Origin of the sequence: Dokdonia sp., from assembly GCF_039945015.1 — a bacterium.
In the GTDB taxonomy this organism is placed as follows: domain Bacteria; phylum Bacteroidota; class Bacteroidia; order Flavobacteriales; family Flavobacteriaceae; genus Dokdonia.
The window spans coordinates 1-8257 of the sequence record NZ_JBDUXP010000023.1; the positions used below are offsets into that span (position 1 = coordinate 1).

Annotated in this window: 6 protein-coding genes; 1 reads left to right on the forward strand and 5 read right to left on the reverse strand. The window is 35.1% G+C overall.

The genetic code is table 11. The features are described 5' to 3' along the window. The coding region (locus tag ABJD27_RS18610; protein WP_348202084.1) for an IgGFc-binding protein at positions 1–3845 on the reverse strand (3845 nt) is incomplete at its 3' end. Positions 3846–4057: 212 nt separating this feature from the next. Here ABJD27_RS18610 and ABJD27_RS18615 point away from each other — a divergent pair. Beyond that, on the forward strand, positions 4058–4456 hold the full coding sequence (locus ABJD27_RS18615) for an OsmC family protein (RefSeq protein ID WP_348173840.1): 399 nt from the start codon (positions 4058–4060) through the stop codon (positions 4454–4456). A 109-nt stretch (positions 4457–4565) separates the two neighbouring features. Here the strand turns inward: ABJD27_RS18615 and rplT are convergent, their stop codons facing one another. The 4 genes from rplT to thrS form a co-directional block, all read right to left on the reverse strand. Then, entirely contained in the window at positions 4566–4910 is a 345-nt protein-coding gene (rplT, locus tag ABJD27_RS18620) for a 50S ribosomal protein L20 (RefSeq protein WP_299770347.1), read from the reverse strand. A 100-nt stretch (positions 4911–5010) separates the two neighbouring features. After that, a complete protein-coding gene (gene rpmI, locus ABJD27_RS18625; RefSeq protein ID WP_348173836.1) occupies positions 5011–5208 on the reverse strand; it encodes a 50S ribosomal protein L35 in 198 nt (65 codons plus the stop codon). A 143-nt stretch (positions 5209–5351) separates the two neighbouring features. Then, on the reverse strand, positions 5352–5843 hold the full coding sequence (gene infC / locus ABJD27_RS18630; protein WP_348173842.1) for a translation initiation factor IF-3: 492 nt from the start codon (positions 5841–5843) through the stop codon (positions 5352–5354). 80 nt (positions 5844–5923) lie between these two features. Further along, positions 5924–7870 carry a threonine--tRNA ligase gene (gene thrS / locus ABJD27_RS18635; protein ID WP_348173838.1) on the reverse strand — a complete coding sequence of 649 codons (1947 nt, stop codon included), beginning with the start codon at positions 7868–7870 and terminating at the stop codon, positions 5924–5926. Positions 7871–8257: the final 387 nt, after the last annotated feature.

The window sequence follows — 8257 nt, forward strand, 5'->3', positions numbered from 1 at the left end:
AAGTGATAACTTATGGATACATCAGGATCAAATCCTCCTGTGATCTCTGCATTTTTAACCGTTAAATCCATTAAAGTAAAACCATCATCTAAACCATCCAAATCACAAACTAATAAATCTGTAGGAGTAACAGTTGTTGGATTTTCATTGACAAATAATTGGAAAGATAGATTTGCATCATCAAAGGTTATACAACCAGTAACTGTATTTACAGCACTATAATAAATAGTTTGAGGCTCGCTTGCATTTGGATATATCGTTGGATTAGGAATTGGAATAGGTGGAACCGCTAGGTAATCTGCTAAAGATGCATAATAGCTTACGGCATAATCAGGATTTCCTCCAGTAATTTCAATATCCTTTGAGGTTAAATCAAAAATTGCAGCAATAGGCGTGTCATTGCATATAGTAATGTCATCGACGTCTGTATTTAATAATGGGTTAGGAAGTACTGTAAGTTGTACGTGTATCCCTAAACCAATACAATCATTTGCGGTATCACCGTCTACACGAACCCACACTCCTTGCACACCGTTAACATCTGTAAGTGCTATATTATTTGTATAGTTTGAAATATCTGGAATAGCGCTAACTTCACTTTGTGCTTCTTGAAGTGTTTCATAATAAGTTACAGTGAGTAGTTGTCCAGCTGGAAATAATCCAAGTACTTGTGCTGTAGCATCACTAAAATCAAAAACAGAAACTCCATCACTATCTGTATCACAAGCTGTATATTCTAATAAGAAATTACTAGGAATTTGAGAGGTGTCTACTTCTAATAGCATTTGAGTAGGGCGAGAGCACCCATTAACCGTTGATACAATGACGTTAATTGTTTCGTTATTGACTATAGAGTTAGTATATGCAATTGGATCTGCAATAATATTATTTGCTTGATCAAAATATTGAAATGTTTCATTAGTGAAATCTGCAGATATTAAGATTTCAGCTTGTGTTAAATTGAAAATTGCAAAACCATCATTATCTACATCACATTGTGTTAGTAATGGTAATGGATTAATAATTATAGGAAGTGGGTGAACAACAATGTCAAATGTAGTAATCGTAAAACAAGAAGGGTTATTGTTGTTTTCTACTCTTGCAAAAATAGGTTGACTATTTACGGTTGCATTTGTATGTAAGCTAGGTAATGGTGCAGTATCCGTTTGTGCATCAATGAGACTACTGTGATACGTTAGTGTTACATCAGTAGTACTTTGTCCATTAAGAATAACAAGATCTTGTGTTGATAGATTAAACTCTGTAAAGCCATTAGTGTCATCTCCATCAATAGTATTGTCGCAAATTCCATAATCTCCAGGCGCTACAGCTTCAGGTAAGAAATCAACTGTCAAAACTATTTCCGTGGTGTCAAAACAATTTGGATTACTTGTATTCTCAATACGAACAATTATTACAGCACTAGTAGAATTAAAAGCAGTTGGTGTTACAATAGCTCCTGTGTCATTATCTGCACTTATTTGATTAAGGTGATATGTTATGGTATATTCTAAAGGATTTTGCGTACCGAGTAATATGGTCTCAATGTTAGTCAAATTGAAAATCTCAAGGCCATTATTTGAAGAGTCATCACAAGTAATCTGATCAGGAACAGGGTTTGCTATTGGTTGTAAGCTTACGATTAGATTAATAGGAGTGGTGTCAAAACATATGTCACTTAAATTATTTTCTATACGAGCAAATATTGTTGAAGTACCAGCTTGATATGCCTCAGGTGGTGTAATGGGATTATCTCCGTTTGTAGCGTCTGTTTGAGTTGTGTGAAATGTAACAGTATATGACAAAGGATTTTGAGTGCCTAAAACAGTAGCTTCTAAAGTTGTTAAATCAAAAATCTCAAGCCCATCATTTGTAGGGTCATCACATACAACTTGATCTGGAACAGCATTTGCAATTGCAAAATCGTTAATAATAACATCAAAATTAATTTCAGCTGTACAAATTTCCGGATCAGCTTCATTTTCATCATATATGTATATCGTAGTGGTGGTTGTAATTGGAATAGTCCAATCTATAAGTGTAGTAGTGGGGTTTGATTGTGGATCTGTAAAATATTGAGGATTATTTAAAAAACTCCCAGTGATTGTCGTAGGATCTGGAAGTGTAAATGTTTCACAAGCATCTATATCTGCGATAGGGTCTATTACCGGTGTTTCTATTAATGTCACGGTAACTGTAATATCAACTTCTTCACAAAAACCCATTGCTGTATAGGTATATGCTAATGTTGGATTCGAAATAGGATCAGTTGTAGGATCAAAAATATCGGTACCGCTATCGAGAGGTGGTGACCAAATTCCTCCTGTAGGAGGATTTCCATCTATTCTATCAAATAAGTTTATGGTGCCATTTCCTGTACACACTTCGGTCTGACTATCTTCAGGTATAACAGCAAAACCGGAATAGTACCCTCCAAAACCAGCGGCAGAATTTGCGGCAACTAACCCTACAGCAATTGGTCCGTCTGAAGTAATAATTACATTACCATTTAAACTTCCGACGTTATATGTTTCCCATTCGATAGTCCCTGGGTTTTGCAACGCAGTAGTTGGATCTAACGGAAGACCGTTTACATTTACAGTATTTCCTATAAATGAAGTGATAGCTATGTTTCCAACGTAACCTCCGAATAGAGGAGATACTTCATCTACATCTGGAATAAGATCTACACTGTTTTGAAAGAAACAACTTAAAGGAGGTATAAAACTCATGCCAGGAGTAGCATCTGGAAATGGACTATTTGGACTATTATCATTTGATCCGCCAATGTATTGATATACATATAATGATTTGTTTTCGTCATTAGTACTTATGTACATATTACGATGCGTTTCATTAATGTCATTAGGGAGGTATAATGCATCATTGCTTATAAAAGAATATTCGCCAGCATTTAAACTTACTTCTGGAGTTACATTACCATTTACAAAGATATCTGTATTGTCTTGAGTTGCGATAACGAGGACTCGTTCTAGTAAAGGATTTCCATTTCCTCTCACCAATAAGTATTCAAACCCCACAAGTTCTTCTTGAACAATTTGATCTACCATGATATCAGATCCATTGTTGGGAGGACTATTTGGCTCATTACCATTTACATTTCCTGTGTTTACAACAATAGGATGATCACTGTCGTTTGTTTCGATAAGAGCTCCAATAAAACCTGCATTGTTACCATCTATTAAGACATCTGTATAGCCAGAAATAGTATAAGATTCACCAGCATTAAGGTTTATAGTAAGTGTATCGTCTGTAACAACAGGTTCAAAAACAATACCAGTATCATAATCAGAAATGGTAACTACTGTGTTATCTTCTACAGCCATAAAACTAGTAAAGAAACTATGATTTGGAGAGGTGTTATTCTGTTCAGAACTACCTACTCTAAAACGAGTTCCAAATGCATCTTCTCCTTTTGCAGTTATATACCCTGAATGATTTCCACTTTGAGATTGAAGCCGTAAACTAATATAGAAAAGTTCAGTTCCACTTACTATAAGCCCTTTATTAGAGAGGGGAGTGTTTAATTGATTTACTGTAACACCCATATATTGGGTCACATCTACAGAAACGGGCGCGCCATTAATAATCGTTTGGTTTCCGTTTGGAATAACAGTACCATCTCCAGTGGTTATTGTAATATTTACTGGAGCTGTGCCAAATGGTGTCGAGAGATATATAAATGCAGATCCAATTTCTTGGCTAGGATCGCCAGTAAGACGTGCATGTAGTGGAGGAATATAATGAGTTGACCCTAATTGAGCTATAGAAGGGATTATATATAAAAAGGAAAACAGTAAAAATGCTATGTACTTTAACTTCATATGTAGAAAATTAATTCTTATAAATGAGATAATCTTTAAAAATAGGGATATAATTTAAGATACCTTTAAGTAAATGCTGTTTTAACAGGGGTAATTAGGTGTAAATTGTTAAAGATTTATAATATATATTGACTTACGAAAATTTGAATGTTTAATTAATGTACCTCTATATTGCTTTCGCGAAAGCGTTATCTTTATATAAAAATATATTTATGACAAGTAAAGTGACCTATTTGGGAGACCTCAGAACTGAAAACGTACATGTTAAATCAGGTATTAGTTATCTTACAGATGCGCCTGTAGATAATCAAGGAAAAGGAGAAGCTTTTTCTCCAACCGATACAGTAGCTACGGGGTTAGCAAATTGTATGCTTACTATTATGGGGATAAAAGCTGGTCAAATGGACCTTTCTATAAAAGGAACGGAAGCTGTTGTAACCAAAACAATGAGTGCTGATCCGAGAAGAATTTCGAAGATTAAAGTTGAATTTAATTTTCCAGATGCCTTAGATGTAAAATCACAAAAAATATTGGAGCATACTGCAAATACCTGCCCTGTACATTATAGTTTGCATCCAGACATTGAAAAAGAAGTTATTTTTAATTGGTAATGAAAGAGCTGTGTTGATTAATATAAAGTTTTAGCATAATAAAAAAGCCCTACTCACTGAGTAGGGCTTTTTAAAAGAGTTAATTGTTATTATAAATTCGGCTTGAGCCTTATTTTACTTTATTTACGATTGCTGCAAAAGCTTCTGGGTGATTCATAGCAAGATCTGCGAGAACCTTACGGTTAAGCTCGATATCATTTGCTTTTACTCTTCCCATAAACTGAGAGTAGGACATTCCGTGCATACGAGCACCCGCATTAATACGAGTAATCCATAAAGAACGGAAGTTTCTTTTCTTTTGACGACGGTCTCTGTATGCATATTGCATCGCTTTGTCCACCGCATTTTTTGCAACAGTCCAGACGTTTTTACGACGTCCGAAATAACCTTTTGCTTGCTTCATTACCTTTTTTCTTCGGGCTCTAGAAGCTACTGCGTTTACTGATCTTGGCATAATTTTACTTTTTTTGTAGTAGGCGGTCTTTTAATAACACTTGCTCAATTTAATGGCCTAACTCCAGGGTTTATAATTTAATGTTAACCGGTTAAAATTATTACTTCAAACGAAGCATTAACTTAACATTGTTTTGATCTGCTTCATGAACCAATCCGTCATGAGTCAGTTTAAGCTTACGCTTTTTTGATTTTTTAGTCAAAATGTGACTCTTAAAAGCGTGCTTTCTTTTGATTTTACCTGTACCTGTAAGCTTAAAACGCTTTTTAGCACTGGATTTTGTTTTCATTTTAGGCATCTGTTCCTAGTTTTATTAATTAACTCTCTTTCTTTTTATGCAACATATTCTTTCTAGAGTAGTGGCATCTTATCGTTAATAAACCCTTGAGCTTTTAAGTTCAAGGGTTTTATAAGTATATACCATTAAAAATGGTATTTATTTTATTTCTTTTTAGGAGCGATAAACATGGTCATACGTTTACCTTCCAGTCTTGGTAATTGTTCTACTTTTCCTAACTCTTCTAATTCTTGAGCTAGCTTAAGTAAAAGAATCTCTCCTTTATCCTTGTATATAATAGAGCGTCCTTTAAAAAACACATATGCTTTAAGCTTAGCGCCTTCTTTAAGGAATTTTTCTGCATGTTTCTTTTTAAACTCATAATCGTGGTCATCTGTATTTGGACCAAAACGAATTTCTTTGATGATTACTTTAGTGGCTTTGGCCTTCATCACCTTCTCACGCTTCTTTTGCTCGTACACATACTTTTTGTAGTCAATGATCTTACAAACTGGTGGAGTAGCATTAGGAGAGATCTCAACGAGATCTAATTCTAATTCTTCTGCGATACTTAATGCTTTGGCAATAGGGTATACACCTACTTCAACATTGTCTCCTACAAGTCGTACTTCACGAGCACGTATCTTTTGGTTGATCTTGTGTTGATCTTCCTTAATGATCCTTGCGGGACCTTTCGATCTTTTTCTACGTATTGCTATGGCTTACTATATTTAAATTAAACTTCAAATGTTTTTTTTGTTGCATTTATTTCGGTTTGTACCGCTTTCGCGAAAGCTTCCACTGTCATACTCCCCAAATCTTCACCTCCATGTCTTCTTACAGAAATCGTACCATTTTTCTCTTCTTGTTCTCCAACTATCAGCATAAATGGGAGTTTCTGCATTTCTGCTTCCCTAATCTTTTTGCCCATAGTCTCTCCTCTGTTATCTGCAAGGGCGCGAATTTCGTGATTTTCTAGCAAATTTAAAACTTTTTTAGCGTATTTCTCATATTTCTCGCTCAGTGTAAGGATAATGGCTTGTTCAGGCATTAGCCATAATGGGAAATTCCCTCCTGTATGTTCTAGTAATATAGCTATAAAACGTTCCATACTTCCAAAAGGAGCACGATGTATCATTACAGGTCTATGTAGTTCATTGTCACTGCCTTTGTAGGTGAGTTCAAAACGTTCTGGTAAGTTGTAATCTACCTGAATGGTACCTAATTGCCAGCTTCTTCCAAGAGCATCTTTTACCATGAAGTCTAGTTTTGGACCATAAAACGCTGCTTCACCAGTTTCGACTACATAATTGAGCCCTTTCTCTTTGGCTGCATTTAAAATAGCATCTTCTGCCTTTTGCCAATTTTCATCACTACCGATATATTTTTCTGGTTTTTCTGGATCTCTTAAAGATACTTGAGCTGTAAAATTTTCAAACCCTAATGAGCCAAAAACGTAAAGTACTAAATCTATAACATTTTTAAACTCAAAATCTATTTGGTCTGGTGTACAAAAAATATGAGCATCATCTTGTGTAAATCCACGTACACGAGTAAGTCCGTGTAATTCTCCTGATTGTTCATAGCGATATACTGTTCCAAACTCTGCATAGCGTTTAGGAAGTTCTTTATAACTCCACGGACGCGCATTATATATTTCGCAATGATGGGGGCAGTTCATAGGTTTTAATAAAAACTGTTCTCCATCTGCAGGAGTGTTTATTGCTTGAAAACTGTCTTCACCGTACTTTGCAAAATGTCCAGATGTTACATAGAGTTCTTTTTGTCCAATATGTGGGGAGATTACCATTTCGTAACCTGCCTTTTTTTGAGCATCTTTTAAAAAATTTTCAAGTCTTTCGCGTAAAGCAGCACCTTTTGGTAGCCATAAAGGGAGTCCTTGTCCTACCTTTTTTGAAAAAGTAAAAAGCTCTAACTCTTTACCTAGTTTTCTGTGATCTCGCTTTTTTGCTTCTTCAAGAAGTTCTAAATATTGTTTAAGCTCTTTTTGCTTAGGAAATGAAGTTCCGTAAACGCGCGTAAGTTGTGGTTTGTTTTCGTCTCCACGCCAGTACGCCCCAGCGACACTCATTATTTTAACTGCTTTTATAATTCCTGTATTAGGAATGTGCCCTCCTCGGCATAAGTCTGTAAATGAATCATGATCACAAAAAGTAATTGTGCCATCTTCTAGATTTTCAATAAGCTCAACTTTATACTCATTACCTTCTGCTTTGTATTTCTCTAAAGCTTCAGCTTTTGAAACAGATCTCATAGTAAAATCATGTTTTCCACGAGCTATTTCCAGCATCTTATCTTCAATGCGCTTGAAATCTTTATCAGAAATCACATGATCTCCAGTGTCTAAGTCATAATAGAACCCATTATTAATAGCTGGGCCAATTGTAAGTTTAACGCCAGGATATAATTCAAGTAAAGCTTGTGCGAGTACATGAGAAGATGAATGTCTGAAAGCTTCTTTCCCTTCGTCATCATTCCAGGTATATAAAACTATAGATCCATCGGTGGTTAGTGGGGTAGAGGTTTCAATAGTTTCCTTGTTGAATTTTGCAGAAATGACATTTCTTGCGAGTCCCTCACTAATGCTCTTTGCGACGTCCATAGGAGTCGTCCCGTTTTCCATTTGTTTTACACTGCCATCTGGCAAGCTTATATTGATCATAAGAATATATTTACCGGACAAAGATAATGTCTTCTAGTATCGTGTACAATATGCAGCTTAGCTATTAATGAAACTTGTTCTTATTTTTTTAATTTTTATAGTACATATATATAGGACAAAGGTTGTTGTATTAGACATCTTCACGGGCTTGTTTTTTAGGTGTTTGCATTTTTTTTCAAAAAAGATTTATTTTTTAGTTTTTAATTAAAAAAGGCGTGTTATCTTTGCACTCCGCTTTCGGGAAAAGAGTTCTTTGTATTGATGTTTTGAATGTTGAATGGGTAGGAAAAAAAAGATTAATTTTTTTTATTTTTTGTTTGTTTGGTAGGAAAAAATAGTTGTACATTTGCACCCGCTTTGAGAGGGAGTATTTGTAGAGAGAATAAC